Source organism: Bradyrhizobium genomosp. III (genome assembly GCF_000261705.1).
In the GTDB taxonomy this organism is placed as follows: Bacteria; Pseudomonadota; Alphaproteobacteria; order Rhizobiales; family Xanthobacteraceae; genus Bradyrhizobium; species Bradyrhizobium ottawaense.
Genome location: NZ_AJQF01000061.1, coordinates 1 through 26,145 on the forward strand (window position 1 = coordinate 1; position 26,145 = coordinate 26,145).

Genomic DNA, 26,145 nt, shown 5'->3' on the forward strand with positions numbered 1-26,145 from the left:
GACATGGCCGAGCTCCTTCACCGCAAAGGCCGCGATCCGCTCCGCCGCGTCCTTGGCCATGACGTCCTGTTCGAGCGGCGTGATCAGCCCGGTGCCTTCCTCCTTCACCAGCTCGGCGAGAAGATCGGTGCGCCGCGCCACGCCGACGACGCGCACGCCCTCGGCGGCGAGGCCCTTGGCGATCGCGCGGCCGATGCCGATGCTCGCGCCGGTGACGACAGCGGTTTTCGATTTGAGCCCGAGGTCCATGGTGACACGCTCTCTTGTTTGGTTCTTGCTTATTGCTGTTCGTTTCCTGCCCGTCCCGCGCGCCTTGCGAATTGCCTGAGCGGGACGAGCAGTGGTAACCAAGAGCGCCGTTGAAGGAAACACGAAAAAGAAAAAGGCGTTGAGACGATGGTCTGGGATCCGCAGCAATACTTAAAATTCTCCGGCCACCGGCTCCGGCCCGCCGTTGACCTCTTGATGCGGATTCCGGATTTTGGCCCCCGCGAGATTGCCGATCTCGGCGCCGGCGCCGGCAACGTGACAAAACTCATCAAGGAGCGCTGGCAGGAGGCGAGCGTGACCGGCGTCGAGGGCTCCGCCGAGATGGTTGCCGCCGGCCGCAAGGCTGCACCCGATGTGGAATGGTCCCACGAGGACCTCGGCCATTGGCGCCCCGCCGGGCAGTACGACTTGATCTATTCCAATGCCGCACTGCACTGGCTGCCCAATCATGCGGCGCTGTTTCCATCGGTCATGGAGAAGGTGAGGCCTGGCGGCATGCTCGCGGTGCAGATGCCGCGCAACTTTCTGGCGCCGTCGCATGTGCTGATCGGCGAGACGGCGCTTGATGGTCCGTGGCGGTCCAAGGTCGAGCATCTCGTGACGCCGCCGCCGGTCGAGGGCCCGGCATTCTATCACGATCTTCTTGCGCCGATGTCGGCCAACATCGACATCTGGGAGACCGAATATCTGCAAGTGCTGGAAGGCGAGAACCCCGTCAAGGAATGGACCAAGGGGACTTGGCTGACGCGCTATCTCGACGTGCTCGCAGGCGAGGAGAAGATTGCATTCGAAGCCGCCTATGGCGCGCGGGTTGCGAGGGCCTATCCGAAGAATGCGGCGGGGCAGACCCTGTTCCCGTTCCGCCGTCTCTTCATGGTCGCCCAGCGCAAGAGCTAATGCACTGCCGCAATGCGACATAAGCGCTCGTTCCCCTGGATGGAAGCAGGTGCCGGGTTGCGTAGACAGCGCTCGTCAAGATAGCTTGGCTGCGGCAAATTGGGCTTAGGTCTAGTTGTTCGGCCTGCGGATTGCTGCCACTACTCAAACCGGAAAACAAAAAAAGCACCCGGTTTGTCGAGGTTGTTGGGAGGTCTTCATGCGCAAACTGCTTCTCGCGGTCGCGGCGGCCGCGCTCGTTTTGGCCCCCGTTGTTGCGCAGGCCCAAACTCCGATCGTCATCAAGTTCAGCCACGTCGTCGCCAACGACACGCCGAAGGGGAAGGGCGCGCTGAAGTTCAAGGAGCTCGCCGAGAACTACACCGACGGCAAGGTCAAGGTCGAAGTCTACCCGAACTCCACACTCTATAAGGACAAAGAGGAGATCGAGGCGCTGCAGCTCGGCTCGGTGCACATGCTTGCCCCTTCGACCGCCAAATTCGCGCCCCTTGGTATCAAGGAGTTCGAGGCGCTCGATCTGCCCTGGCTATTCAAGGACGATCAAACCTATTCCAGCGCGATCAAGGGCACCATCGGCAAGTGGCTATTCCAGAAGCTCGAGGCCAAGGGCATTACCGGCCTCGCTTACTGGGACAACGGCTTCCACATGGTCTCCTCGAATCGTCCGCTGATAAAGCCGACGGATTTCCAGGGCCTCAAGTTCCGCATCTCGGGATCCAAGGTCGCCGACCAGTATTTCCGCCTGGTCGGCACCATCCCTCAGATCATGGCGTTCTCCGAGGTCTACCAGGCTTTGCAGACCGGCGTGGTCGACGGCTGCGAGAACACCGCGTCCAATTACTTGACGCAGAAGTTCTACGAGGTGCAGAAAGACATCACCGTTTCCTATCACGCGCATCTGCAATATGCGGTCATCGTCAATTCGAAGTTCTGGTCGGGCCTGCCGCCCGATATCCGCACCCAACTCGACAAGGCGATGGCGGAGGCATCCGACTACACCAACTCGATCGCGCGCCAGGAGAACGAGGACGCGCTGGCCGAGATCAAGAAGACAGGCAAGACCAATCTGCATTACCTGACCGATGCCGATCGCAAGGCGTGGCAGGACGCGATGCAGCCGACTTATAAATGGGCAAAGGGCCGGGTCGGGCAGGAAGTGCTCGATCTCGTCGCCAAGGAACTCGATGTCAAGATGAACTGACGGCCGCGCCCTGACAAGAACAATAGCAACGGTCGGGGGTGATCGCACTCCCGGCCGTTCGCTCTTGAATGGACGAGCCAATGCTGGGGGGACGAAGTTGCTGCGTGTGCTGAATCGTGTGCTCGATCATCTCGAGGAATGGCTGATCGCGACGATGATCGCGGCTGCGACGTCGCTCATCTTCGTCGCCGTGCTGCACCGCTACGGCGCCGGCCTGTCGATCGACATCGCCAAATGGGCGGAAGCCCGCAACCTGACCTTCCTCGCCGTCCCGGCGCGCGCTGCATTCGTCTGGCTTGCCGCGCTTGATTTGTCCTGGGCGCAGGAACTCTGCATCTACATGTTCATCTGGATGGCGAAGTTCGGTGCCGCCTACGGCGTGCGGACCGGCATCCATGTCGGCGTCGACGTGCTGGTCAACATCCTGCCCGGCGGATCGCGCCGCCGCGTCATCACCTTCGGTCTGTTGTGCGGCGCTCTCTTCACCGCCATCGTCGCCTATTTCGGCGCCGCGTTCGTGGGGCAGATGTGGCAGACCGGCCAGCAATCCAACGATTTGGAAGCACCGATGTGGATGGTGTATCTCACCATCCCGCTCGGGTCCGGCTTGATGTGCTTCCGCTTCCTGCAGGTCGCCTGGTCGTTCCATCGCACCGGCGAACTGCCGCATCACGACATGGCGGGTGTCGAGGGGGTCGAGGCGGATCCGGTGCATCCGGCGCCGGTCACGCATAGTCAGGTCGTCCGCGACGAGCGCAGCCCGCTCGGCTGGATCCTGATGCTGCTGCCAGTCCTGATCGTCGCGCTGTGCTTCGCGCATGCGGGCCATGTCATCACGCTGCCGCAGGGCTTGCGCGTCCTCATCGTGTTCGCGCTTCTGCTCTCCTTGATGCTGACGGGTATGCCGATCTCGATCGCGCTCGGTCTCACCGTGCTCAGCTTCATGTTCACCTTGACCGACGTGCGCACGGAATCGGTAGCGCTGAAGCTGTTCACCGGCATCGAGAACTTCGAGATCATGGCGATCCCGTTCTTCATCCTCGCCGGCAACTTCCTGACCCATGGCGGGGTGGCGCGGCGGATGATCACCTTCGCGACCTCGCTGGTCGGCCATTGGTACGGCGGTCTCGCGCTGTCGGGGGTGGTCGCCTGCGCGCTGTTTGCCGCCATTTCCGGCTCGTCGCCGGCGACCGTGGTGGCGATCGGCTCGGTGATCCTGCCGGCGATGGTCGCGCAAGGCTTCCCGAAGCGGTTCGGCGCGGGCGTGATCACGACGTCGGGCTCGCTTGGAATTCTCATTCCGCCGTCGATCCCGATGGTTCTCTACGCCGTCTCCACCAACAGCTCGGTCGGCAAGCTCTTCATCGCCGGCATCGTGCCGGGATTGGTCCTGGCCTCGCTTCTCGGCGCCACGACGTTCTATCGGGCCTGGCGCAACGACTATCCGCGGATGCCGAAGGCAACGCTGTTCGAGCGCTTCGATGCCTTCCGCAAGTCGATCTGGGGCATCCTGCTGATCGTGATCGTGATCGGCGGCATCTACAGCGGCCTGTTCACGCCGACCGAAGCTGCCGCCGTCAGTGCGGTCTACGCCTTCATCGTCGCCGTGTTCATCTATAAAGACCTGAAGCTGAGCGACGTGCCGCGGGTGCTGCTGTCGTCGGCGAATCTCTCGGCGATGCTGCTTTACATCATCACCAACGCCGTCCTGTTCTCGTTCCTGATGACTTACGAAAATGTGCCGCAAGCACTGGCGCAATGGATGATCGACCAGGGCCTGGGGTGGATCGGCTTCCTGCTCCTCGTCAACCTGCTGCTGCTGCTGGCGGGCAACGTGATGGAGCCGTCCTCGATCATCCTGATCATGGCCCCGATCCTGTTTCCGGTCGCGATCAAGCTCGGCATCGACCCGATCCATTTCGGCATCCTGATGACAGTCAACATGGAGGTTGGCCTCTGCCATCCGCCTGTCGGCCTCAACCTCTACGTCGCCTCCGGCATCGCCAAGATGGGCATCACCGAGCTCACGGTCGCGGTGTGGCCGTGGCTGTTGACGATGCTGGGATTCCTGGTGGTGGTGACGTATTGGCCCGGGCTGTCGCTGTGGCTGCCGCGATTGCTGGGGATGTAGCGATGGGAGCTGCACGAAGCGACCTCCCCCTCCAGGGGAGAGTGAACCCGGCTGCGCTTCGCTCCATCAATGGCAAACGGCTGTGAGATGCGGTTAGATGGCTCTCACCAGATCAGGGGAGCCATCTCGATGACGGACATTTCGAACAGCGAGCCGAAGGACGCGACGCCGTCCGTCGTCGCGCAGCAAACAACGATGCTGAACGCGCTGCCGTTTTCCGACACGCGGGATTTCGACGACGCCGCGCGTGGCTTCCTCGGAACGATCGAGAACGCGACGATCACGAACCCGCAAGGGAGGACGGTCTGGAGCCTCGAGCCTTACGGCTTTCTGTCCACCGATCAGGCGCCGCCTACGGTCAATCCGAGCCTGTGGCGGCAGTCGCGTCTCAACATGCAGCACGGCCTGTTCGAGGTCGTGCCCGGTGTCTACCAGGTACGCGGGCTCGACATCGCCAACATGACGCTGATCGAGGGCGACAGCGGCGTCATCGTCGTCGACACTCTGACCTCGATCGAAGGCGCCCGCGCCGCGCTCGATCTTTACTTTAGGCATCGTGGCCTGAAGCCCGTTGCTGCCGTGATCTTCACCCACACCCACACCGATCATTGGGGCGGCGCGCGCGGCGTGCTGGAGGACGACGCGCTCGCCACCGGCCGCGTGCCGATCATCGCTCCGAACCTGTTCATGGAGCACGCTGTCTCCGAGAATATCATCGCAGGCCCCGCGATGCTGCGCCGGGCGCAGTATCAGTTCGGGCCGCTGCTCGCCAAGGGGACGCGGGGGCAGGTCGATTGCGGGCTCGGTAAGTCGATGGCGGCAGGATCAGTTGCGCTGCTACGCCCGACCGATTTGATCATGGCGACCGGCGACAGGCGCGTCATCGACGGCGTCGAGTTCGAATTCCAGATGGCGCCGAACAGCGAAGCACCGGCGGAGATGCATTTCTTCATCCCGCGCTACAGGCTGTTGAACCTCGCCGAGAACTGCACTCATAATTTCCACAATCTGTTGCCGTTCCGCGGTGCCGACGTGCGCGACGCGCTGGCCTGGTCAAAATATCTGGGCGAGGCCTTGCAGCTCTGGGACGGCAAGGCGGAGGCGATGTGCGGCCAACATCATTGGCCGGTGTGGGGAGCTGACCGCATCGGCACGATGATCCGGCAGCAGCGCGACCTCTACAAATTTGCGCATGACCAGACCATCCGCCTGATGAATCACGGCCTCACCGCGGCCGAGATCGCCGAGACGATCCAGCTGCCCAAGAGCCTGGAAGGCGCCTGGCACGGCCGCGGCTATTACGGCCACATCCGGCACAATGTGAAGGCGATCTACCAGAAATATCTCGGCTGGTACGACGCCAACCCGGTCAATCTCGATCCGCTGCCGCCGGTGGAGTCAGGCAGGAAGTACGTCGAGTATATGGGCGGGGCGGATGCGATCCTCGCGCGGGTGCGTGCGGATTTCGATAAGGGTGAATTCCGCTTTGTCGCCCAAGTGCTCGGCCATCTCGTCTTCGCCGAGCCCGACCATGCGGCAGCGCGCGCGTTGCTCGCCGACACGCTGGAGCAGCTCGGCTACGCCGCCGAAAGCGCGACCTGGCGTAACGCCTATCTGTTCGGCGCGCAGGAATTGCGCCAGGGCATGCCGAAGGTGCCGGCGCGCCCCCCGATGCCGCGCGAGACGCTGGCTGCGCTGCGCACCAGCCAGCTCTGGGACGTGCTCGGCATCCGCCTCAACGGTCCCAACGCCGAGGGCAAGCGCATCGTGCTGAACTGGAGTTTTTCCGATACCGGCGAGACCTTCGTGCTCAATCTGGAGAACTGCGCGCTGACCTATAGCGAGGGCGTGCAGGCAGAGGGCGCCGATGCCAGCTTCACGCTGGCGCGCGCAACGCTCGACGAGGTGATCGCCAAGCTGACGAGCTTTCCGGAGGCGGTGGCTGCGGGCAAGGTCAAGCTGTCGGGCAACCCGATGAAGCTCGCCGAGCTGATGGGCCTGATGGACGAGTTTCCGCGCATGTTCGAGATCGTGGAGCCGAAGCGGGCGGTGGTGAGGTAGGTGCTTTCGCAACAATACCAGTGTCGTCCCGGCGAAAGCCGGGACCCATAACCACAGGATTGCGTTTTTGCGCGAGCTGGCAACTCCGAGTCTTCGCAAAACTAATGCTGCGGAGTATGGGTCCCGGATCGGCGCGCGCTTAGGGCGCGCTTGTCCGGGACGACAGTTGTGATTGTGGCTAGCCTACTCCGCGCTGCTCACCAGCTTGATCCGCGGCGACTGTTCCTCGGCGAGGCTGCGATAGGCGGCGAGGTAATCCAGTGCCATTCGCCGCGCCGTGAAACGCGCCTCGAACTGCTTGCGGATCGCAGTGCGGTCAAGTTGCGGAAGGCGATTGACGACGCCGGCTGCACTCAGGACATCCTCGACGACGAAGCCGGTCAGCCCCTCGTCGATGATCTCCGGCACCGAGCCGCGGTTGAAGGCGACCACCGGCGTTCCGCAGGCCATGGCTTCGATCATCACAAGGCCGAACGGCTCCGGCCAGTCGATCGGCAGCAGAAGGCCGAGCGCGCCGCTCAAAAAGTCCGACTTCTCGTGATCGCTTATCTCGCCGATGAACTCCACCAGCGGATTGTTCTCGATCATCGGCCGGATCAGCTCGTCGTAGTAATCCTGGTCGGCACGATCGACCTTGGCCGCGATCTTCAGCGGAATGCCGCAATGGGTCGCGATCTTGATGGCGCGGTCGACGCCCTTCTCGGGCGCGATGCGGCCGAGCACGGCGAGATATTCCTGTTTCGCCGGCTTCGGCGTCAGCAAGTTCTCCGGAAGACCGTGATGAATCGTGGTCACCCAGTTCGCCTGCGGCACCGGCCGTCGCTGCGCATTGGAGATCGAAATGACGGGCATCTTCGAGAAGGTGTTGAACACCGGCTGATGCTCCGGCAGGTCGAGCCGGCCGTGCAGCGTGGTCAGGAATGGCGTCGGCTGGCGGTGGAACAACGACCACGGATAATAGTCGAGATGGAAGTGGAGGAAGTCGAACTCCTCGTCGTCACATTTTTGCCGCACACGCTCCAGCAGCACCATGTGCAGTGCATTGGGGTCACGTACGGAACCGTCGAGACGGAGCGCCTTGGGCCACAGCGCATCCAGCTTGGCTGATGTCTGCGAGTCGCCGCTGGCAAATAGCGTCACGTCGTGCCCGAGGGCCACCAGCTCTTCCGTCAACCAATGCACCACCCGCTCGGTGCCGCCATACAGCTTGGGTGGAACAGCCTCCGTCAACGGAGCAACCTGCGCGATGCGCATCTCACCATCTCCTTTGTGCGATCATGATCGTAGAAAGCCCCCGCTTGTCGGCACCGGCAATGCCAGCCAAGGGAACGTTCCCGCACTTGCGAAGTTCCTTCCTCCAAAGGTTACTTATTCGACACGTCCGGTGTTCGTCGCGATGCTGCCATCACATCTTCGCAGATCGTCCGCATCCGCATGTCGTGATGAGGTTGCCCGGGAACCGAGGCGAACTGGTCGATGTTCAGTCGATCAGTAACAAAATGAAGACCAGCAAACGGGGCGATAGCCAAATGGATCATCTTTCTGGATACGCGCGCAGGCCATTTGCCTTTGTCTTGCGCTATCTTCGGATGCGAATGGCATCGCATCTGGTGATCCTGGCCGCGGTCGTTGCGGCGGTTGCCTGCTCCGTAGGCACCCAATACGGGGTCAAATCCCTTGTCGACGCCTTGTCTGCGGGTCCTTCGCAAGGCGGCGGCGTATGGCTGGCATTCATTTTACTCATGTCGCTGATCGCCGCTGACAACTTCCTGTGGCGGATCGCGAGCTGGACGGCGAGCTTCACCTTCGTTCGTGTCACGGGAGACTTACGACGTGACATATTTCGTCATCTGACCGGACACGCGCCGAGCTACTTCTCGGACCGGATGCCCGGCATGTTGACGAGCCGTATCACCGCGACGTCGAACGCGGTGTTCACGGTTGAGAACATGTTCGTCTGGAACGTTTTGCCGCCCTGCATTGCCACAATTGCGGCAATCGCCCTGATTGGAACCGTCAGTCCTTACATGGCGCTTGGCCTGATCGTGATTGCCGGCGGCATGGTGGTTGCGATGTTCCGCCTCGCCGCCGCGGGCAAGCCGCTGCATGACGATTTCGCCGACAAGGCCGCCGTCGTCGACGGCGAGATGATCGACGTCATCAGCAACATGCCCCTGGTGCGGGCCTTCTGCGGTATCGGCCACGAGCACGAGCGGTTCGACGCGACCGTGAGCCGGGAACTGACCGCGCGAAGCCGCAGCCTGCGTTATCTGGAAAAGCTGCGGCTGCTGCATGCCGCTGTGACCGTGCTTCTGACGATCGCGCTGATGGCCTGGGCAGTCACGCTCTGGCAGCAGGGCGAGGCGACCACCGGCGACGTGGTGCTGGTCTGTACGCTCGGTATCTCCATCCTGAGCGCGACGCGCGACCTTGCGGTGGCGCTGGTCGACGTAACCCAGCACGTTGCGCGGCTGACCGAGGCGATCGCCACGCTGCTGGTGCCGCACGAATTGCGTGATCATCCCGAGGCGGAGCCTCTGGTCAAGAGCGGCGCCGCGATCGCGTACAATAACGTCACCTTCGGCTATCCCGGCGGCGAGAAGATCTTCGAGCGCTTCAGCCTGCGGCTCCAGCCCGGCCAGCGCGTCGGCCTGGTCGGCCAATCCGGCGGCGGCAAGTCCACACTGTTCACGCTGCTGCAGCGCTTCTACGATACCGACGAGGGCAGCATCACGATCGACGGCCAGGACATTTCGAAGGTCACGCAGCAGAGCCTGCGCGAGGCGATCTCCGTGGTGCCCCAGGACATTTCCCTGTTCCACCGTTCCATCCGCGAGAATATCCGCTATGGTCGGCCGAATGCGACCGATGACGAGGTGCTGCGCGCGGCGATCGCAGCACGCTGCGATTTCGTCGAGAGCCTGCCCGATGGCCTCGACACCATGGTCGGCGACCGCGGCGTCAAGATGTCCGGCGGCCAGCGCCAGCGCATCGCGATCGCGCGCGCCTTCCTGAAGGATGCGCCGATCCTGCTGCTGGACGAGGCGACCGCCGCGCTCGACAGCGAGTCCGAGGAAGCGATCCGCGAGGCGCTATCGCGCCTTATGCGCGGCCGGACCGTCATCGCGATCGCGCACCGGTTGGCGACGCTGCGCAATTTCGACCGCGTGGTGGTGCTGAAGCATGGTAAGATCATCGAGGACGGTTCGCCGGAGCGTCTGATGCAGGGCCACGGGCCATATCGTGAGCTGGTCACGCGGGAAATGAGCCGGCTCGCGCAAGCCGCCGCGTAAACCCACAGTCGCGTTCTCGAGTCGGTTGCGTTTCGAAACAAGCGCAGGGGAGCAGCTCATGTCGGCCGAAGCCGTAGCCCAATTCGTCTCCGTGACGCGCACCTCCGAACAGGTTGCGGAACAGCCTTTCTACATTCCCATGACCGGGCCGTCGGCCCGGCCGCGGCGGTCCCTAAAGCACGACGACACCTTCATCGTGCTCGACAGCCATGGCGACATCGGCGCCTCCGCCGGCGGGCCGGACGGTCTGTTTCACTACGACACCCGCTATCTGGCACGGCTGGAGCTCGTGCTCGACGACCTCCAGCCGCTGCTGCTCGGCTCCAATCTGCGCGACGATAATTCGTCGCTCACCGTCGATCTCACCAATCCCGACATCTACCGTCAGGGCCGCCTCGTCTTCCAGAAGGACCTGCTGCACATCGTGCGCACGATCTTCCTGTGGCGCGGCACGGCCTATCAGCGCATCGGCGTGCAGAACCACGGCGACGGGCGGGCCAGTTTCGAGCTGACGTTGCTGTTCGACAACGATTTTGCCGATCTGTTCGAGGTCCGCGGCGAGCGCCGCCCGCGCCGCGGGACCGGCACGAGCAAATTGCTCGGGCCGACCGACGTCCTGTTCGAATATCGCGGCCTCGACGACACCGAGCGCACCACCGGCCTGCATTTCGACCCGCGTCCGACGCGGCTGTCGGTGAATGCCGCGACCTGGCAGATCGAGCTGGACCCGCATGAATCCAAATCGCTGTTCGTCGCTGTATCCTGCAACCGGCCGGTCGCGGAGAAGCCCGCACGCTTCTTCAGGGGCCTGCTCGCCCATCGCCGCGAGATGCGCCGGTCCACGATGGGCGCCGCCAGCATCGAGACCTCGAACAACATCTTCAACGAGGTGCTGTGCCAGGCCATGGCCGACCTCAACATGCTGATGACGGAGACGCCGCAGGGGCGTTATCCCTATGCCGGCATTCCCTGGTACTCGACGACGTTCGGCCGAGATGGCCTGATCACCGCGCTCCAGATGCTGTGGGTCGATCCGCGCGTCGCCAAGGGCGTGTTGCGCCGGCTCGCGCATTTCCAGGCCAAGGCGACAGATCCGCTCGCCGATGCCGCGCCCGGCAAGATCCTGCATGAGATGCGCGGCGGCGAGATGGCGGCGCTGCGCGAGGTGCCGTTCGCGCAATATTATGGCAGCGTCGATTCGACCGCGCTGTTCGTGCTGCTCGCCGGGAGCTATTTCGAGCGGACCGGGGACGAGAAGACCTTGATCGAGCTATGGCCGGCGATCGAGGCGGGGCTGGCCTGGATCGACGGTCCCGGCGATCCGGACCAGGACGGCTTCGTCGAATACCAGCGCGCGACCGAGAAGGGGCTCGCCAACCAGGGCTGGAAGGACTCGTACGATGCGATCTTCCATGCCGACGGCCAGCTTGCGGAAGGCAATATCGCGCTCGCCGAAGTCCAGGGCTACGTCTACGCAGCCAAGCTGCTCGCTGCGCGTTGCGCGCTGAGGCTCGGCAAGCCGGACCGTGCGCGTAAGCTCGAGGCCGAAGCCAGGACGCTGGCTGAGCGCTTCGAGAAGGCGTTCTGGTGCGAGGAGCTCGGCAGCTACGCTCCCGCCCTCGACGGCAAGAAGCGGCCCTGCAAGGTGCGGACCTCGAACGCCGGCCAGGTGCTGTTCAGCGGCATGATCCGCGAGGACCGTGCCCGCCTCGTCGCCGCCGATTTGATGCGGCCGCATTTCTTCTCGGGTTGGGGCATCCGCACGGTCGCCGTCGGTGAGGTGCGCTACAACCCGATGTCCTATCATGACGGGTCGATCTGGCCGCACGACAACGCGCTGATCGCGCTCGGGCTCGCGCGCTACGGCCTCAAGCATTCGGTCGCGCATGTCTTCAAGGGGCTGTTCGACGCCGCCACCTATATGGACCTGCGCCGGTTGCCCGAATTGTTCTGCGGCTTCCGGCGCGAGAAGCGCCGCGGCCCGACGCTCTATCCGGTCGCCTGCGCGCCGCAGGCCTGGGCCAGCGCGACGCCGTTCACGCTGCTGGAGGCGGCGCTCGGCATCGAGTTCGACGTGGCGCGCAGCGAGATTCGCCTGCGCAACCCGCATCTGCCGGCGTTCCTCAACGAGGTGATCCTGCGCGATCTCAGGCTCGGCGAATCCAGTGTCGATCTTCGTGTCAGCCGACACGGCGACGACGTGGCGCTGGAAGTCTTGCGCACGCGCGGCCAGATCCAGGTGTCGATCGTGCTGGCGCGCTAGCGGCGCGCAGGGAGAGTGTCATGCGTGCGATCGGAGCGTTGATCCTTGGCATAGCCATCGTCGCGGGCCTGGCGGTGGCCACGTCGCGCGCCGCAGAGGAGCCGCCTGCAGGGCAGAGCGAGGCGAAAGCGCCGACGGCAGCGTCGCCGACCTCGGCCGTCCCGGTCACGCCGAAGGACGCCGCGCCGCCGCCGTCGGTGACCATCATCGGCGCGAGCGAGGCCCATGGCGTGCTCGGCCGCGACGTGCGTAGCGCCGCGGATGAGGACATGGGTCGCATCGTCGACGTCATCGTCGACCGCGGCGGCCATGTCCGCGCCGCGGCCATCGATTTCGGCGGATTTCTCGGGGTCGGCAGCCGCAAGATCGTGGTGGATTGGAACGCATTGCGCTTCGGCAAGATTGCCAACAAGAAGGACAGCATCACGCTGGAACTGACCAAGGCGCAGGTCGCGGCCGCGCCGGAATACAAGGAAGACACGCCGATCGTCGTGCTCGGCGCGTCCGGCAGCCTTCAACCGCTGCAAGCGATCCAGTGAGGTGCCGGGAGGGCTGACCGCCTGTGCTGTTGTCGAGGAAGCCGAACCATGCGGATCGTGACGGCCGCGCCGAGCAGGACAACGTCACCGCGCCATCGGCCGCGGGCATTCCTGCGCCGTCGCGCCAGAGCCTGCGTGGCCTCGACTGGTTCATCTTCTTCCTCGCCGACGTGCAGACCGGATTCGGTCCCTTCATCGCAGTCTATCTGACGACCCAGAAATGGACCCAGGTCGAGATCGGCCTCGTGCTGTCGATCGGCGGTATCGTCGCGTTGATCGGGCAGATGCCGGGCGGGGCGATCATCGATGCCGCCAAATCGGAGCGACTGGTCGCCGCCCTTGCGATCGCCACCATCGGCGCTTGCGCGCTGGCCTATGCCGCGATGCCGATCTTTCCGGTGGTGGTGGCCGCGGCCACCCTGCATGCGGCGGCGAGCTGCGTGCTGGGGCCGGCGATTGCGGCGATCAGCCTTGGCCTCGTCGGCCCGCTCGCGATCGGCGAGCGGCTCGGCCGCAACGCGCGCTTTGCCTCGCTCGGCAACGGCGTAGCGGCGGCGGTGATGGGCACCGCGGGCTATCTGCTGTCGAGCCGCTCGGTCTTCCTGGTCACATTCCTACTCGCGATTCCGACCCTGATCGCCCTCTCGCGCATCCGCGAGCACGAGGTCGACATTGCGCGCTGCCACGGCGAGATGCCGCGCGAAGCGGCGGACCGTGGCGACACCAATATCTGGCACCTGATCCGGCAGCGGCCGCTCATCGTCTTCGCCCTCAGCGTGCTGTTGTTGCAGCTGGCGAATGCCGCGATGATGCCGCTGATGGCGAGCGCTGTGACGGCGCGGTCCGCCCAATGGGCGACGGTGCTCGTCGCCTTTTGCATCGTCGTTCCGCAAGCGATCGTGGCGCTGCTGTCGCCGACGGTCGGGCGCAAGGCGCAAGCGTGGGGCCGGCGGCCGTTGCTCCTGATCGGATTCGGCGCGCTGACGATTCGCGGCCTGCTGTTTGCGACCGTGCGTGATCCGTATCTGCTGGTCGCAGTGCAGGTGTTCGACGGCCTCACTGCGGCGGTGTTCGCGGTGATGATTCCGCTGATCGTGGCCGATGTCGCCTTCGGCAGCGGCCATTTCAACCTGGCGCAGGGCATCGTCGGCACTGCGATCGGCATCGGCGCGTCCTTAAGCACTGCGCTCGGAGGCTATGTCAGCGACAAGTTCGGCAATGCGACCGCCTTCATCGGGCTGTCCGGCGTTGCCGCGACCGGGCTCTTGCTGATTCTGTTCGTGATGCCGGAGACGCGGCGCACGGCATGATTCGAGGCCCAAAGAAAATGGCCGGCCGAAACGCGTTCGGCCGGCCAAGTGGGTAGGGAGGAGGAAGATCAGGCGTCGAGATGTTGCAGGCGCTGGCGGTTGCGCAGCACGATCTGGCGGGCGCCGGAGAAGCCCAGAATCCCCTGGGCGTGAAGCAGCGACAGCGCGCGCGACACGGTTTCGAGGGTGAGGCCGAGATAGTCGCCGATGTCGCGGCGGCACATCGGCAGCGCCATCATGCCGGCAACGGCGAGGCGGCGGTCCATTTCGAGCAGGAAGGTCGCAACGCGCTCCATCGCGGTCTTGCGGCCCAGCAGCAGCATGTGATCCTCGGCATGGCGCAGCTCCGAGGCGGTCATGGCCCAGAGCTTGCGGGCGACCTGGACGTCGGTGCCGGCGGCCTTCTCGAGGCTGGCGCGCTTCACGAGGCGCACGGTGGTGTCGATGATGGCTTCGGCAGCAAGGCGGTGAGCCGGACCGGATTCGAGGCCGAACACGTCGCCGGGAAGATGGAAGGCGCCGATCTGGCGGCGGCCGTCGGACAGGAGCTTGTAGCTGCTCACTGCGCCGGACACGACCTGGTAGACATATTCGGCCGGCTCGTCCTCGCCATAGATCTCCTCGTCCTTGCGGTAGGAGAACTCGGTGGCGACGAGGCCGACATGGCCGGTGATGGCGCCGAACTGGTCGGTAACGGGATGGCCTGGGGCGATCTTGCCAACAATCTGGGTGTTGATCGCCTGGGTGTTGAGGGTCTGGGTGAGCATCTGCGCCATCTCCGTTGTGATGACGCTTTGGTACGCGGTATCGGGGGCTTCGAAAATTTCGAGCGATATCTTAAGGGGGTCTACCTACGTAGAATCCCGTAGGTCACGCGCGGGGGCGGTCCTGAATGGCCCGGCGGATGCGCTTGATCAGGTTTTCGTCGAGAAGCGGCTTCAAAACCACGTCTTTGACGCCCGCCGCGGCCGCCCGGGTCGAGATGTTCTCGTCCGGATAGCCGGTGATCAGGATCACGGGGGCGCCGCGGTCGGCCTCGCGCAGGCGGCCCGCCAACTCGATGCCGTTGATGTCGGGCATCTTGTAGTCGATCACGTAGCAGTCCGCCCCGCGCGCGCCGCCGGCGTTGAGCAGCGCGGTGCCGCTCCTGAAGGTCCGCACGGCAAAGCCGTCGGTTTCCAGCAGGAACCGCAGAGAGCCCAGGACGGCGGCATCATCATCGACCACGTAGACGGTGGGGAGCGCTGAGGACGACGGCCGCTCATGATGTGAACCGACCTCGATCATGCTGCTTGGCTAGCACGGCGCCGGGAAGGGGCCTTGACTTGCCTCAATCCCGTTTGCCCCTATCCGACTTGCCTCAATCGTTGAGCATGCCGGCGCGCATTGCGAGGCGGACCAGCTCCGACAGGCTGTTGGCCTGCATCTTGGTCATGACGTTGGCGCGGTAGACCTCGATGGTGCGCGGGCTGATGTCGTATTCGCGGGCGATCAGCTTGTTGGACAGGCCCGCGATCAGCCCCTCCATGACCTGGCGCTCCCGGGGACTCAAGGAGGCGACGCGGGCGGCGATGTCCTGCGTGACGGCCTCGCTCCTGGCGGCGGGCTCGGCCTGGCGGATCGCCGATTCGATCATCGTGGTGAGGCGGTCGTCCTCGAACGGCTTTTCCAGGAAGTCGACCGCCCCCAGCTTCATCGCCTCGACTGCGAGCGGCACGTCGCCATGACCGGTCATGATCAGGATCGGAAACGGGCTTTGCTGCGCCTTCATCCGCTTGAGCAGCTCGATCCCGTCGAGTCCCGGCATGCGCACGTCGGAGACGACGCAGCCGAAGGCGAGGCCGGGCAGGGCGTCGATGAAGCTCTGCGCATTGTCGAACAGCGTGACGCCGAAGCCGGCGGAATCCAGCAGGAAGTTCAGCGAATCCCGCATCGCCGCATCGTCGTCGATGACGTAGACATGTCCCTTGGTCGTCATGAATCGGTTCTCGTCAGTCAGTTCTCGGCGGTCGCCGGCAAGGTGAAGCGGAATGTCGCGCCGCCCGATGCATTGCTCTCGGCCCACATGCGGCCGCCGTGAGCCTCGATGATCGAGCGGCTGATGGACAGTCCCACGCCCATGCCGGTTTCCTTGGTGGTGAAGAAGGTCTGAAACAGGTTTGGAATGACGTCGCCCTGGAAGCCGGAGCCGGTGTCGGAGACCTCCACCTCGATCATGTCGTCGGCGACGCGGGTGTTGGCGACGACGAGCTCGCGGCGCGGCGACTGCGCCATCGCCTCCAGCGCGTTGCGGAACAGATTGACCAGCACCTGCTGGATCTGCACCCGGTCGGCGAGGACGAGATCGGCGTCGGGATCGAGGCTGAAGCGGAGCTGTACGTTGTGCTCGCGCGCGCCGGCAAGCCCGAGCGCGCCGGCCTCCTCGATCAGCTTGGACAGGCTCTCGACCCGCTTCTCCGACTCGCCGCGCGAGACGAAGTCGCGCAGGCGCCGGATGATCTGGCCAGCGCGCAAGGCCTGCTCCGCCGCGCGATCCAGCGCGCTTTCGATCTTCGGCGTGTTCGCGTCGGTGCTGCCGGCGAGCAGCCGCCGCGATCCCTTCATGTAGTTGCTGATCGCGGCCAGTGGCTGATTGAGCTCGTGGGCGAGCGCGGAGGCCATTTCGCCCATCGCAGTCAGTCGCGAGACGTGGACGAGCTCGGATTGCAATTCCTGGAGCCGGGCCTGGGTCTGCTGGTGCTCGGTGAGGTCGCGGACGAATCCGGTGAAATAGGGCTCGCCGGCGGATTCCATCTCTCCGATCGACAGGTGCATCGGAAAGGTCGTGCCGTCGCGGCGCTTGCCGGTCACGATGCGGCCGATGCCGATGATGTGCGGATCGTTCGTGGAGCGGTAGCGGGCGATGTAGCCGTCGTGGCGGGTGCGATCAGGCTCCGGCATCAGAATGCTGACGTTCTGACCGATTGCCTCGTGCTCGGACCAGCCGAACAGGCGCTCCGCAGCCGTGCTGAACAGCTGCATGATGCCGTGGCCGTCGATGACGATCATGGCGTCGGGAATAGTATGAAGAATCGAGCGGAGGTGGGTCTCGCGCGTGCGCAGCGCCTCCTCCACCTGCTTTTCCTCGTCGATGTCGAGAAAGATGCCGCTGAGATGACGCGCCGTGCCGGCTTCGTCCCGAATGAGTCCGGCTCGGGCGCGAATCCATTGCCCGTTGCCTGAGGGGTGCGCGACCTTGAAAGACACGTCAAAGCTGCCGCCACGCTCGGAAACGCGCTTGATTGCGCTCTCGACCCGCTCCCTATCGGTCGGTTGAAGCCGCGACAGGAAGAGATCGTAGCTCGCCGGCTGGCCCGGTTCGACGCCGAGCAGAGCCCTGGCGGTATCGGACCAGTCCAATTCCCGTGTCGCGAGGTCGAGGTCCCAGGTGCCGACGCCGAACCCTTCGATCCGAACGCGAAATCGTTCGCCCCGACCGTCGTCCTGCGAGTGCGTTACGCGGGTCGGCGACAAATGATGCTCCTCATCCTGATGCGGCGGCTCCGGACGCGGTTACCGCTCCCCTAATGTCGCCTAAGGCCGGGCCGGAGGCAAGTTCTGTCGGTTTGCCGATTGACGGCAAGTCGAGCGTCGGCGCCCTCCTTGATCTATCTCATCCCGATGTGCGGAGGCAGGCGTAAATTTCACCAAAGTCTTGGTACTGGAGAATTACGATGACATACGCGACGGTGATGGTCAGCCTGGCGCTCGACCAGTCCAACGAAGCGCGTCTTCAGGTCGCGGGCGAACTCGCCGAGCGATTCGAGGCTGATATCGTCGGGGTCGCCGCGGCCCAGTTCGCGCCGCCGCTCTATTTCACCGACGGCGCCGAGGCGCAAGCGCTGATCGACGAGGGCGAAGCTTCGGTCAAGCGGCGGCTGGCTGGCCTCGAGGCGCAATTCCGCGCCGCCACCAGGAATCGCGGCGGATATGCGGAGTGGCGCAGCGCCATGGACTTTCCGGCGCGATTCGTCCTGGCGCAGGCGCGCTGCGCCGACATCGTCGTCAGCGGCGGGCAGAGCCCGGCCTTCTCCGATGCGTTCGCGCTCGCGAGCCCCAAGGACCTGGTGATGCAGGCCGGCCGTCCGCTTCTCGTCGTCCCCGATCGGGTCAATTGGCTCGATCTGCGGAATGTGCTGGTGGCGTGGAAGGACACGCCGGAGGCCCGGCGGGCCGTGTCCGACGCGCTGCCGATGCTGCGCAAGGCGAGGGACGTCACTATCACCACAATTCCGGAGCGCGACGACGACCGTTCGGTCGTGATGGCCGGCGTCACCGACGTTGCCGCCTGGCTCGCCCGCCACGGCGTCACCGCGACCGCGCGCATCTACGAAGGCGCCCGGAACGAAACCGCCGCCGCGCAATTGGAGAAAGTCGCCGGCGACGTCGATGCCGGCCTGATCGTTGCGGGCGCCTATGGTCATTCGAGGTTTCGTGAACTGATCCTGGGAGGCGTCACCCAATATCTGGTCACGCAGACCGCCCGCAGCGTGCTGCTGTCGCACTGACGGCCGGCCAGAATCGAATCGAGGAGGACGCGCCGTGTACAGATTTCTTGAACAGACCGTCGACGGCTACATGACGCGCAACGTCAAGGCGGTGCAGCGCGACCGTGACCTGCTCGAGCTCAGCGAGATGTTCGAGACCGATGATTTCAACTCCTATCCGGTCGAGGACGACGGGCAGGTGGTCGGCATCGTCACCAAATTCGACATCCTGAAGTGCTTCGCCTTCACGCCGAGCCAGATGCTGCCCCGCTATCACGACCTGATGAGCCGCAAGATCGGCGACGTCATGACGCCCGAGTTCATCTATGTCAGCCCCGACACGCGGCTGACGCGCGTGCTCCAGATCATGGTGGAGCACCGCATCAGGAGCATCATCGTGCTCGACGGTGCGCAGAAGCTGGTCGGAATCATCGCCCGCGAGGATGTCATCGCGGCGCTGAAGGCGACCGCGCGCGACTGACGGACTATCCCTGATCGATTTCATTATCGCCTCCGTGATTATACGGAGGCTATTCCCGTTTGCGCGTCACGCCGGGCCGGCCTGCTCGCGTGTCGAGATTTCAAGGGAACCAAAGGGATCATCGCCGGCTACGGAGAACTTAAATGCCTGTCTTGATTTCAATCAATTCCGAGTGAGGGTGAATGTGGTTTCTGGCGCTGTGTTCTTTCAGAGAGAATCCGCATGAGCCAGCCCTCCATCTCCAAATCCATGACCATCGGTGAAAGCGGCTTGGCTGTCGTGTTCGCAGTCACCGCCTTCCTCTGCGTGATCGCCTCGGCCAAGGCGCTGGATGCGCCGTTCGCCTTCCATGCCGCGCTCAGTGCGGCAGCGAGCCTTGCCGCAGTGTTCGTCATCGTCAATCGCTACCTCGACCGGCCGGCTACGCTGCCGCCGGCGGAGATCAACGGCCGCCCCAACTACAACATGGGGCCGATCAAGTTCACCGCCTTCATGGCGATGTTCTGGGGCATCGCGGGCTTCCTCGTCGGCCTCATCATCGCCTCTCAGCTGGCCTGGCCCGCGCTGAATTTCGATCTGCCCTGGACCAGCTTCGGCCGGCTGCGGCCGCTGCACACCTCCGCCGTGATCTTCGCTTTCGGCGGCAATGTGCTGATCGGCACGTCGTTCTACGTGGTGCAGAAGTCCTGCCGCGCGCGCCTCGCCGGCGACCTCGCGCCCTGGTTCGTCGTGGTGGGCTACAATTTCTTCATTCTCGTCGCCGGCACCGGCTATCTGCTCGGCGTCACCCAGTCGAAGGAATATGCCGAGCCGGAATGGTATGCCGATTTGTGGCTGACGATCGTCTGGGTGACCTATCTGCTCGTCTTCCTCGGCACGGTCATCAAGCGCAAGGAACCGCACATCTTCGTCGCGAACTGGTTCTATCTCGCCTTCATCGTGACGATCGCGGTGCTGCATCTCGGCAACAACCCGGCGCTTCCCGTCTCGGTGTTCGGCTCGAAGTCCTACGTCGCCTGGGGCGGCATCCAGGACGCCATGTTCCAGTGGTGGTACGGCCACAACGCGGTCGGCTTCTTCCTGACCGCCGGCTTCCTCGCCATCATGTACTACTTCATTCCGAAGCGCGCCGAGCGGCCGATCTATTCCTACCGGCTGTCGATCATCCACTTCTGGGCGCTGATCTTCCTCTACATCTGGGCAGGTCCCCACCATCTGCACTACACGGCGCTGCCCGACTGGACGCAGACGCTCGGCATGACCTTCTCGATCATGCTGTGGATGCCCTCCTGGGGCGGCATGATCAACGGCCTGATGACGCTGTCGGGTGCCTGGGACAAGCTGCGCACCGATCCCGTGCTGCGCATGCTTGTCGTCTCCGTCGCCTTCTACGGCATGTCGACCTTCGAAGGTCCGATGATGTCGATCAAGGTGGTCAACTCGCTCAGCCACTACACCGACTGGACCATCGGCCACGTGCACTCCGGCGCGCTCGGCTGGGTCGGCTTCGTGTCCTTCGGCGCGCTCTACTGCCTGGTGCCGTGGGCCTGGAATCGCAAGGGGCTCTACAGCCTGAAGCTCGTCAACTGGCACTTCTGGGTCGCGACCCTCGGCATCGTCCTCTACATCTCGGCGATGTGGGTGTCCGGCATCCTCCAGGGTCTGATGTGGCGCGCCTACACTTCGCTCGGCTTCCTCGAATATTCCTTCATCGAGACGGTCGAGGCGATGCATCCCTTCTACATCATCCGCGCCGCCGGCGGCGGGCTGTTCCTGATCGGCTCGTTGATCATGGCCTATAACCTCTGGATGACCGTTCGCGTCGGCGAGGCGGAAGTCCAGATGCCCGTCGCTCTTCAGCCGGCGGAATGAGGAGCTCCACCATGTCGTTCTGGACACGCCACCAAATCTTCGAAAAGAACTCGATCATCCTGATCGTCGGCATCCTGCTGGTGATCGCGATCGGCGGTCTCGTCGAGATCACCCCGCTGTTCTACCTCAAGAGCACGATCGAGAAGGTCGACGGGGTCAGGCCCTACACGCCGCTGGAGCTGGCGGGCCGCAACGTCTACGTTCGCGAGGGCTGCTATCTCTGTCACTCGCAGATGGTCCGCCCGCTGCGCGACGAGGTCGAGCGCTACGGCCACTTCTCGCTTGCCGCCGAGAGCATGTACGACCATCCGTTCCAGTGGGGCTCGAAGCGCACCGGTCCAGACCTTGCCCGAGTTGGCGCAAAGTATTCCGACGACTGGCACGTCACCCATCTGACCAACCCGCGCGCGATCGTGCCGCAGTCGGTGATGCCGGGCTATCCGTTCCTCAGCCAGACCGAGGTCGACCCGGACACGATCGCCGACCACATGCGCACGCTGAAGGCCGTCGGCACGCCGTACACGGACGACCAGATCGCCAACGCGGGCGCCGACATGAAGGCCCAGGCCGACCCGGACAATTCCGGCGGCGACGCCTTCAACAAGCGCTACGCCAAAGCCGTCGTGCGCAATTTCGACGGCAAGGCCGGCACGCCGACCGAGATGGACGCGCTGGTTGCGTACCTGCAGATGCTCGGCACGCTGGTCGACTTCAAGATCTACAACGAGAAAGCCAATCTTCGCTGAGAAGGCATGAACGATGAAAGCTATCCTGTCAGTCCATAATCTAGCGTCCGAGCTCGTGACGACGATCTGGACCCCGGTGTTCGTCGCGATCTTTCTCGCGATCATCGCCTACGCATTTTGGCCCCGTAACAAGGCTGTCTTCGACGAAGCAGCGCACCTGCCGTTGCGGGAGGAGTGAGAGACCATGACCGATCATCATAGCGACATCGATTCCGTCTCCGGCAAGTCCACGACCGGACACGAGTGGGACGGTATCAAGGAGCTCAACACACCGCTGCCGCGCTGGTGGGTGATCTCGTTCTACCTCACCATCATCTGGTCGATCGGCTACTGGATCGTCTATCCGGCCTGGCCGCTGATCCAAAGCAATACTACGGGCATGTTCGGCTACTCCTCGCGCGCCGACGTCGCGGTCGAGCTCGCCAACCTCGAGAAGATCCGCGGTGACAAGATGGCGGCGCTGGGCGCAGCCTCGCTCGCCGACATCGAGAAGGATCCGGCCTTGCTGGCGCTCGCCCGCGCCAAGGGCAAGACCGTGTTCGGCGACAATTGCGCGCCCTGCCACGGCTCCGGCGCCGCCGGCGCCAAGGGCTATCCGAACCTGAACGACGACGACTGGCTGTGGGGCGGCACGCTCGACCAGATCATGCAGACCATCCAGTTCGGCGCGCGCTCCGGTCATGCCAAGACCCATGAGGGCCAGATGCTCGCCTTCGGCAAGGACGGCGTGCTGAAGTCCGACGAGATCGTCACGGTCGCCAACTACGTGCGGTCGCTGGCGGGCCTTTCGACCCGTAACGGCTTCGATGCCGCCAAGGGCGAGAAGATCTTTGCGGAGAATTGCGTCGCCTGCCACGGCGACGGCGGCAAGGGCAACCAGGAGATGGGGGCCCCGAACCTGACCGACAAGATCTGGCTCTACGGCTCCGACGAGGCGGCTCTGATCGAGACCATCAGCCAGGGCCGTGCCGGCGTCATGCCGGCCTGGGAAGGGCGGCTCGATCCCGCCACCATCAAGGCAATGGCGGTCTACGTTCATTCGCTGGGCGGTGGAAAATAGCAGATCTCGCTGCAGACGGGGGTGAACAAAAGTGCCCCCGTTTGAGCTGGATCAACTGACGCGGCGGTGTCGGGTCTAGGTTCAATCGCACCTTTTCGAGAAGCTCCAGGCGATGAACAAGACCGTGAACCCCAAAGACCTCACATTGGATGATGACAACGGGCCGCTCTACGCAGCCCACAAGAAGGTCTATCCCCAGAGCGTCTCCGGCACGTTCCGCCGGATCAAATGGAGCCTGATGGCGATCTGCCTCGGCGTCTATTATTTCCTGCCGTTCGTGCGCTGGAACCGGGGCCTCGGCGCCCCCAGCCAGGCGGTGCTGATCGATCTTCCCAATAGCCGCTTCTACTTCTTCTTCATCGAGCTGTGGCCGCAGGAGGTCTACTACTTCACCGGCCTGTTGATCGTGGCCGCGGTGGCGCTATTCCTGATGAACTCGGTCGGCGGCCGCATCTGGTGCGGCTATCTCTGTCCGCAGACGGTGTGGACCGACCTGTTCTATGCCGTCGAGCGTCTGATCGAAGGTGACCGGCGCGAGCGGATGAAGAAGGACAAATCGTCCGACCCGCTGAAGCTCGAGCGGATCTCCGAGATCGTGCTCAAGCATTCGATCTGGCTCATGATCGCCTGGTGGACCGGCGGCGCCTGGGTGCTCTACTTCAACGACGCACCGACCCTGGTGAAGGAGCTCGTCACCTTCCAGGGGCCGATGATCGCCTATATCTGGATCGGCATTCTCACGGCCTCGACCTATCTGCTCGCCGGCTACATGCGCGAGCAGGTCTGCACCTATATGTGCCCGTGGCCGCGCATCCAGGCCGCGCTCACCGACGAATGGGCGCTGAACGTCACCTACCGCTACGACCGCGGCGAGAAGCGCACCTCGGTCAAGAAGGCCGCCGAGCTGCGCGCGCTCGGCGAGCAGGTTGGCGATTGCGTCGATTGCTACCAGTGCGTCGCGGTTTGCCCGACCGGAATCGACATTCGCAACGGACCGCAGATGGAATGCATCCAGTGCGGCCTTTGCATCGACGCCTGCGACAACGTGATGACGAAGATCGGCCGGCCGAAGCGCTTGATCGGCTACGACAACGACATCAACATCCATCGACGCCAGGAGGGCAAGGCGCCGATCTACCGGATCGTCCGGGCACGCACCATCGTCTACAGCGCGATCATCGCGGCGATCGGCGGCTTCATGGTCTATACGCTCGCGACCCGCAGCCTGCTCGACGTCAACGTGCTGCATGACCGCAATCCGGTCGCGGTCAAGCTCAGCGACGGCTCGATCCGCAACGCCTATACGGTGCGGCTGCTGAACAAGAGCGGCTACGACCGCGCCATCGCCATCGACGTGGAGGGGCCAGCCAATCCCACGATGCACGTCGTCGGCGTCGATTCGGTGACGCCGGATCGGCCGATCATCGTGATCCCGCGCGACTCCACCAGCGAGCTGCGGTTGCTCGTCACCGCGCCGGCCGAAAACAATCCGGAGAAGTCGATTCCGGTCCGCTTCCACGTCATGGATATCGGACTGGGTGTCGCCGCGAGCGCCACCGACAATTTCGTCGCGCCGTAAATCCAGGAGACCGTCATGTCATCCAAGCCGCTGACCGGAACCAAGGTCTTCCTGATGCTGGTCGCCTTCTTCGGCCTCGTGATCGGCGTCAACGTCACGATGATGAAGCTGGCGATCGCGACGCTGCCCGGCACCGAGGTCGACAGCCCCTATGCCGCGGGACTGACCTACGACCGCGAGATTTCGGCGGCGCAGGACCAGGCCGCGCGCAAATGGAAGGTCAACGCCCATATCGAACGCCGCAACGACGGCGGCGCGGTGGTTCAGGTCGAGGCGCGCGATGCCGGCGGCCAGCCGATCGCCGGACTGAAATTCGGCGGCCGGCTGGAGCGGCCGACCGACAAGCGCGCCGATCTCGCCGTCGAGCTCACCGAAGCCGGCATCGGCCTCTATCGCGGCAATGCCGCCTCCGTCGCGCCCGGGCAATGGGACCTGGTGATCGAGGGCGAGGCGCGGGGGACGCGTGTGTTTCTATCGCGTAATCGCGTGATCCTGAACTGAAGGACTTCGACATGCACGTCACGCGGGATTTCTCGCACTACGTCCGGGCCGCGGGCGAGGGCGTCCAGCATATCGATCTCGCGGTCGAAGGCGTTCACTGCGCCGGCTGCATGGCCAAGATCGAACGCGGCCTGTCCGCCATCCCCGACGTCACGCTGGCGCGCGTCAACCTCACCGACCGCCGCGTCGCGCTGGAATGGAAGGCGGGTACGCTCGATCCCGGCCGTTTCATCGATCGCCTCGAGGAGCTCGGCTACAAGGCCTATCCGTTCGAGACCGAGAGCGCGGAGGTGGCGGAGGTCGCCGAATCGCGCTTCCTGCTGCGCTGCCTCGGTGTCGCGGCGTTCGCCACGATGAACGTGATGATGCTGTCGATCCCGGTGTGGTCGGGCAACGTCTCGGACATGCTGCCGGAGCAGCGCGACTTCTTCCACTGGCTGTCGGCGCTGATCGCATTGCCGGCGGCGGCTTATGCCGGCCAGCCGTTCTTCCGCTCGGCCTGGCGTGCGCTGTCGGCGAAGACGACCAACATGGACGTGCCGATCTCGATCGGCGTGATTCTGGCGCTCGGCATGTCCGTGGTCGAGACCTTCCACCACGCCGAACACGCCTATTTCGACGCAGCGATCATGCTGCTGACCTTCCTGCTCGTCGGCCGCTTCCTCGACCAGAACATGCGGCGGCGCACCCGCGCAGTCGCCGGCAATCTCGCCGCGCTGAAGGCGGAGACGGCGGCCAAGTTCATCGGTCCCGACGAGATATCGCAGGTGCCGGTGGCCGCGATTAATCCCGGCGACATCGTGCTGCTCCGGCCCGGCGAGCGTTGCGCGGTCGACGGCACCGTGATCGAGGGCCGTTCCGAGATCGACCAGAGCCTGATCACCGGCGAGACGCTCTACGTCACGGCCGAGCAGGGCACGCCGGTCTATGCGGGCTCCATGAACATCTCCGGCACGCTGCGGGTGCGGGTTTCGGCCGCGTCCGAGGCGACGCTGCTCGCCGAGATCACGCGGCTGCTCGATAACGCGCTCCAGGCGCGCTCGCGCTATATGCGCCTCGCCGACCGCGCCTCGCGGCTGTATGCGCCGGTGGTGCATGCGACCGCGTTCATCACCATCCTCGGTTGGGTCATTGCCGGCGCGTCCTGGCATGATGCGATCGTGACGGGCGTCGCCGTGCTGATCATCACCTGTCCCTGCGCGCTGGGGCTTGCCATTCCGACCGTGCAGACCATCGCCTCCGGCGCAATGTTCAAGTCCGGCGTGCTGCTGAATTCCGGCGACGCGATCGAGCGGCTGGCCGAAGCCGACCATGTCATCTTCGACAAGACCGGCACGCTGACGCTGCCCGATCTCGAAGTGATGAATGCCGCCAACATCCCCGCCGACATCTTCGAGCTCGCCGGCCGGCTCGCG

Annotated in this window: 23 protein-coding genes and 1 pseudogene; 18 read left to right on the forward strand and 6 right to left on the reverse strand. The window is 64.3% G+C overall.

What is annotated here, in order from left to right; genetic code table 11:
• The coding region (locus IC66_RS0105740) for an SDR family NAD(P)-dependent oxidoreductase (RefSeq protein ID WP_038946975.1) at positions 1 to 249 on the reverse strand (249 nt) is incomplete at its 3' end.
• Positions 250 to 396: 147 nt separating this feature from the next.
• Between IC66_RS0105740 and IC66_RS0105745 the strand changes: the two genes are divergently transcribed.
• The 5 genes and pseudogenes from IC66_RS0105745 (at position 397) to IC66_RS0105760 (ending at position 6,560) form a co-directional block, all read left to right on the forward strand.
• On the forward strand, positions 397 to 1,167 hold the full coding sequence (locus tag IC66_RS0105745; protein ID WP_038946976.1) for a methyltransferase domain-containing protein: 771 nt from the start codon (positions 397 to 399) through the stop codon (positions 1,165 to 1,167).
• 199 nt (positions 1,168 to 1,366) lie between these two features.
• Positions 1,367 to 2,368, forward strand: a complete 1,002-nt coding sequence (locus IC66_RS0105750) for a DctP family TRAP transporter solute-binding subunit (RefSeq protein ID WP_038946977.1) — start codon at positions 1,367 to 1,369, stop codon at positions 2,366 to 2,368.
• 154 nt (positions 2,369 to 2,522) lie between these two features.
• Positions 2,523 to 2,999, forward strand: a pseudogene (locus IC66_RS49070) (TRAP transporter small permease); the annotation flags it as partial.
• A gap of 219 nt (positions 3,000 to 3,218) precedes the next feature.
• On the forward strand, positions 3,219 to 4,499 hold the full coding sequence (locus IC66_RS49075; protein ID WP_038971836.1) for a TRAP transporter large permease: 1,281 nt from the start codon (positions 3,219 to 3,221) through the stop codon (positions 4,497 to 4,499).
• Between the two features lie 129 nt (positions 4,500 to 4,628).
• Positions 4,629 to 6,560 carry an alkyl/aryl-sulfatase gene (locus IC66_RS0105760; RefSeq protein WP_038946978.1) on the forward strand — a complete coding sequence of 644 codons (1,932 nt, stop codon included), beginning with the start codon at positions 4,629 to 4,631 and terminating at the stop codon, positions 6,558 to 6,560.
• A gap of 183 nt (positions 6,561 to 6,743) precedes the next feature.
• Here IC66_RS0105760 and IC66_RS0105765 read toward each other — a convergent pair whose 3' ends face one another.
• The gene (locus tag IC66_RS0105765) at positions 6,744 to 7,814 is read right to left on the reverse strand and encodes a glycosyltransferase family 4 protein (RefSeq protein ID WP_028143097.1); all 1,071 of its coding nucleotides are present in this window, start codon (positions 7,812 to 7,814) and stop codon (positions 6,744 to 6,746) included.
• A 275-nt stretch (positions 7,815 to 8,089) separates the two neighbouring features.
• On the opposite strand from IC66_RS0105765, the gene IC66_RS0105770 reads away from it, so the two are divergent.
• From IC66_RS0105770 to IC66_RS0105785, 4 genes are read left to right on the forward strand one after another with little or no spacing between them, the layout of a single operon-like run.
• On the forward strand, positions 8,090 to 9,853 hold the full coding sequence (locus IC66_RS0105770; protein ID WP_028143096.1) for an ABC transporter ATP-binding protein: 1,764 nt from the start codon (positions 8,090 to 8,092) through the stop codon (positions 9,851 to 9,853).
• A gap of 58 nt (positions 9,854 to 9,911) precedes the next feature.
• Positions 9,912 to 12,116 (forward strand): amylo-alpha-1,6-glucosidase, encoded by a 2,205-nt coding sequence (locus IC66_RS0105775; RefSeq protein WP_028143095.1) that lies wholly within the window; start codon positions 9,912 to 9,914, stop codon positions 12,114 to 12,116.
• Between the two features lie 20 nt (positions 12,117 to 12,136).
• Complete coding sequence (locus IC66_RS0105780; protein WP_028143094.1) at positions 12,137 to 12,655, forward strand: PRC-barrel domain-containing protein; 519 nt, start codon at positions 12,137 to 12,139, stop codon at positions 12,653 to 12,655.
• A 23-nt stretch (positions 12,656 to 12,678) separates the two neighbouring features.
• Positions 12,679 to 13,965, forward strand: coding sequence for an MFS transporter (locus IC66_RS0105785; RefSeq protein WP_028143093.1), 1,287 nt, complete (start codon positions 12,679 to 12,681; stop codon positions 13,963 to 13,965).
• A gap of 68 nt (positions 13,966 to 14,033) precedes the next feature.
• Here IC66_RS0105785 and IC66_RS0105790 read toward each other — a convergent pair whose 3' ends face one another.
• The 4 genes from IC66_RS0105790 to fixL form a co-directional block, all read right to left on the reverse strand.
• Positions 14,034 to 14,732 (reverse strand): helix-turn-helix domain-containing protein, encoded by a 699-nt coding sequence (locus IC66_RS0105790; RefSeq protein WP_038946979.1) that lies wholly within the window; start codon positions 14,730 to 14,732, stop codon positions 14,034 to 14,036.
• A 103-nt stretch (positions 14,733 to 14,835) separates the two neighbouring features.
• Entirely contained in the window at positions 14,836 to 15,252 is a 417-nt protein-coding gene (locus IC66_RS0105795) for a response regulator transcription factor (protein ID WP_028143091.1), read from the reverse strand.
• A gap of 73 nt (positions 15,253 to 15,325) precedes the next feature.
• Positions 15,326 to 15,943, reverse strand: coding sequence for a response regulator FixJ (fixJ, locus tag IC66_RS0105800; protein ID WP_038946980.1), 618 nt, complete (start codon positions 15,941 to 15,943; stop codon positions 15,326 to 15,328).
• A gap of 17 nt (positions 15,944 to 15,960) precedes the next feature.
• Positions 15,961 to 17,478: a sensor protein FixL gene (gene fixL, locus IC66_RS0105805; RefSeq protein WP_038946981.1), complete on the reverse strand. Its 1,518-nt coding sequence runs from the start codon at positions 17,476 to 17,478 to the stop codon at positions 15,961 to 15,963.
• Between the two features lie 200 nt (positions 17,479 to 17,678).
• On the opposite strand from fixL, the gene IC66_RS0105810 reads away from it, so the two are divergent.
• From IC66_RS0105810 to IC66_RS0105850, 9 genes are all read left to right on the forward strand, one after another.
• Positions 17,679 to 18,512, forward strand: a complete 834-nt coding sequence (locus tag IC66_RS0105810; protein WP_028143088.1) for a universal stress protein — start codon at positions 17,679 to 17,681, stop codon at positions 18,510 to 18,512.
• A 34-nt stretch (positions 18,513 to 18,546) separates the two neighbouring features.
• On the forward strand, positions 18,547 to 18,972 hold the full coding sequence (locus IC66_RS0105815) for a CBS domain-containing protein (protein WP_028143087.1): 426 nt from the start codon (positions 18,547 to 18,549) through the stop codon (positions 18,970 to 18,972).
• A gap of 222 nt (positions 18,973 to 19,194) precedes the next feature.
• Positions 19,195 to 20,844 (forward strand): cytochrome-c oxidase, cbb3-type subunit I, encoded by a 1,650-nt coding sequence (gene ccoN, locus IC66_RS0105820; RefSeq protein ID WP_038946982.1) that lies wholly within the window; start codon positions 19,195 to 19,197, stop codon positions 20,842 to 20,844.
• Between the two features lie 11 nt (positions 20,845 to 20,855).
• Positions 20,856 to 21,590: a cytochrome-c oxidase, cbb3-type subunit II gene (ccoO, locus tag IC66_RS0105825; protein WP_018322741.1), complete on the forward strand. Its 735-nt coding sequence runs from the start codon at positions 20,856 to 20,858 to the stop codon at positions 21,588 to 21,590.
• 13 nt (positions 21,591 to 21,603) lie between these two features.
• A complete protein-coding gene (locus tag IC66_RS0105830) occupies positions 21,604 to 21,768 on the forward strand; it encodes a cbb3-type cytochrome oxidase subunit 3 (protein WP_018322742.1) in 165 nt (54 codons plus the stop codon).
• A gap of 6 nt (positions 21,769 to 21,774) precedes the next feature.
• On the forward strand, positions 21,775 to 22,650 hold the full coding sequence (ccoP, locus tag IC66_RS0105835) for a cytochrome-c oxidase, cbb3-type subunit III (RefSeq protein ID WP_028143085.1): 876 nt from the start codon (positions 21,775 to 21,777) through the stop codon (positions 22,648 to 22,650).
• Between the two features lie 112 nt (positions 22,651 to 22,762).
• Complete coding sequence (gene ccoG, locus IC66_RS0105840; protein WP_028143084.1) at positions 22,763 to 24,229, forward strand: cytochrome c oxidase accessory protein CcoG; 1,467 nt, start codon at positions 22,763 to 22,765, stop codon at positions 24,227 to 24,229.
• Positions 24,230 to 24,244: 15 nt separating this feature from the next.
• The gene (locus IC66_RS0105845; RefSeq protein ID WP_038946983.1) at positions 24,245 to 24,730 is read left to right on the forward strand and encodes a FixH family protein; all 486 of its coding nucleotides are present in this window, start codon (positions 24,245 to 24,247) and stop codon (positions 24,728 to 24,730) included.
• A gap of 11 nt (positions 24,731 to 24,741) precedes the next feature.
• Positions 24,742 to 26,145: heavy metal translocating P-type ATPase (locus tag IC66_RS0105850; protein WP_038946984.1), on the forward strand; the 1,404-nt coding region annotated here is incomplete at its 3' end.

Excerpts from the sequence above, each read along its gene's own strand:
- IC66_RS0105810 (WP_028143088.1), top strand. The coding sequence starts at position 17,679 with ATGACATACGCGACGGTGATGGTCAGCCTGGCGCTCGACCAGTCCAAC.
- ccoG (WP_028143084.1), top strand. The coding sequence starts at position 22,763 with ATGAACAAGACCGTGAACCCCAAAGACCTCACATTGGATGATGACAAC.
- IC66_RS0105775 (WP_028143095.1), top strand. The coding sequence starts at position 9,912 with ATGTCGGCCGAAGCCGTAGCCCAATTCGTCTCCGTGACGCGCACCTCC.
- IC66_RS0105790 (WP_038946979.1), bottom strand. The coding sequence starts at position 14,732 with ATGCTCACCCAGACCCTCAACACCCAGGCGATCAACACCCAGATTGTT.
- IC66_RS0105770 (WP_028143096.1), top strand. The coding sequence starts at position 8,090 with ATGGATCATCTTTCTGGATACGCGCGCAGGCCATTTGCCTTTGTCTTG.
- IC66_RS0105745 (WP_038946976.1), top strand. The coding sequence starts at position 397 with ATGGTCTGGGATCCGCAGCAATACTTAAAATTCTCCGGCCACCGGCTC.
- IC66_RS0105760 (WP_038946978.1), top strand. The coding sequence starts at position 4,629 with ATGACGGACATTTCGAACAGCGAGCCGAAGGACGCGACGCCGTCCGTC.
- ccoN (WP_038946982.1), top strand. The coding sequence starts at position 19,195 with ATGAGCCAGCCCTCCATCTCCAAATCCATGACCATCGGTGAAAGCGGC.
- IC66_RS0105830 (WP_018322742.1), top strand. The coding sequence starts at position 21,604 with ATGAAAGCTATCCTGTCAGTCCATAATCTAGCGTCCGAGCTCGTGACG.
- IC66_RS0105765 (WP_028143097.1), bottom strand. The coding sequence starts at position 7,814 with ATGCGCATCGCGCAGGTTGCTCCGTTGACGGAGGCTGTTCCACCCAAG.
- fixJ (WP_038946980.1), bottom strand. The coding sequence starts at position 15,943 with ATGACGACCAAGGGACATGTCTACGTCATCGACGACGATGCGGCGATG.
- IC66_RS0105795 (WP_028143091.1), bottom strand. The coding sequence starts at position 15,252 with ATGATCGAGGTCGGTTCACATCATGAGCGGCCGTCGTCCTCAGCGCTC.
- IC66_RS0105780 (WP_028143094.1), top strand. The coding sequence starts at position 12,137 with ATGCGTGCGATCGGAGCGTTGATCCTTGGCATAGCCATCGTCGCGGGC.
- IC66_RS0105845 (WP_038946983.1), top strand. The coding sequence starts at position 24,245 with ATGTCATCCAAGCCGCTGACCGGAACCAAGGTCTTCCTGATGCTGGTC.
- IC66_RS0105750 (WP_038946977.1), top strand. The coding sequence starts at position 1,367 with ATGCGCAAACTGCTTCTCGCGGTCGCGGCGGCCGCGCTCGTTTTGGCC.
- ccoO (WP_018322741.1), top strand. The coding sequence starts at position 20,856 with ATGTCGTTCTGGACACGCCACCAAATCTTCGAAAAGAACTCGATCATC.
- ccoP (WP_028143085.1), top strand. The coding sequence starts at position 21,775 with ATGACCGATCATCATAGCGACATCGATTCCGTCTCCGGCAAGTCCACG.